Raw genomic sequence first — 1,291 nt, 5'->3', positions numbered from 1 at the left:
TTGGACGCTGGTGTAGCGGTTCTGGTCAAGCAACTGATGCCAGAAATCAAAGTCATCGCCGTCGAACCTGAAGACTCGTCTTGTCTGAAAGCGGCGCTTGATGCTGGTGAGCCAGTGGTACTCGACCAAGTCAGCATGTTTGCTGATGGTGTGGCGGTAAAACGCATCGGTGAAGAAACGTTCCGCTTGTGTCAGAAATACATTGATGGTCATGTGGCGGTTTCAAGCGATGAAATCTGCGCTGCCATAAAAGACATTTTTGAGGATACTCGAGCGATTGCTGAACCATCCGGGGCGCTTGCGCTTGCTGGCTTGAAGAAGTTTGTTGAGCAAAACCAACTGGAAAACAAAAACCTTGCCACGGTGCTGTCTGGCGCGAATACCAACTTTCATGGTTTACGCTATGTTTCAGAGCGTTGTGAATTAGGTGAGAAGCGTGAAGGTCTATTAGCCGTGACGATTCCAGAACGCCAAGGCGCTTTCTTTGAATTCTGTAATCTGATTGGCGGCCGCGCTGTCACCGAGTTTAACTACCGTTATAACGATGATGAACTGGCGAATATCTTTGTTGGTGTACGCCTGCAAGGCGGTCAGGAAGAGCTGGATAACATCATTCGCGATCTACGCGAAGGTGGCTACCCAGTCGTGGATTTGTCCGACGATGAAATGGCCAAACTGCACATTCGTTACATGATCGGTGGCAAGCCCTCGAAACAACTGAAAGAGCGTCTCTATAGCTTTGAATTTCCTGAGTATCCAGGCGCACTATTGAAGTTCTTAAGCACGCTTGGCACCCATTGGAACATCAGCCTATTCAACTACCGCAACCACGGCGCCGACTACGGACGTGTTCTGTGTGGTTTCGAGTTAGATGAAAGCGATTTAGCCCAATTTTCAGCGCATTTACGAGAACTTGGCTACCAATGTAAGGATGAAACCGATAATCCATCCTACAAGTTTTTCTTGTCTTAATTCGCCTTATCAACACCTCGCTACGGCGAGGTGTTTTGTTTCCAATTCACGGTTTGATTCGTCAAGTGGTAAGCTAATACTGAGATCGGACGTTTCTTTTGACTAACACTGCAACCAATCTTGATGCAACTGATTCGGTGATCCCAAATAATCCACCATCCATTGGATCAACTTATGATCGTCATCTTTACGCCATACCAAACAGCATCGGCTCAATGGCTTGTCATCTTGCAGCAGTTTCTCCACCAGCACACCTTCATGAATAAGTGGCATCGCAATATGACGCGGCATATACCCGACTCCAACGCCATTTTTTAAA

Annotated in this window: 2 protein-coding genes; one reads left to right on the top strand and one right to left on the bottom strand. The window is 47.3% G+C overall.

All coding sequences use genetic code 11. The annotated features are described in order from the left end of the window. Positions 1 to 972 (top strand): threonine ammonia-lyase, biosynthetic (gene ilvA, locus R7P72_RS24765; RefSeq protein WP_318110934.1); only part of this gene is annotated, 972 nt, incomplete at its 5' end. Positions 973 to 1,074: 102 nt separating this feature from the next. On the opposite strand, the gene R7P72_RS24760 is transcribed toward ilvA, so the two are convergent. Further along, the coding region (locus R7P72_RS24760; protein WP_318110933.1) for a LysR substrate-binding domain-containing protein at positions 1,075 to 1,291 on the bottom strand (217 nt) is incomplete at its 5' end.

This window comes from Vibrio sp. Vb0888, from assembly GCF_033338835.1.
Lineage (GTDB): Bacteria > Pseudomonadota > Gammaproteobacteria > Enterobacterales > Vibrionaceae > Vibrio > Vibrio alginolyticus.
This window is presented reverse-complemented; position numbering and strand designations above follow the sequence as displayed.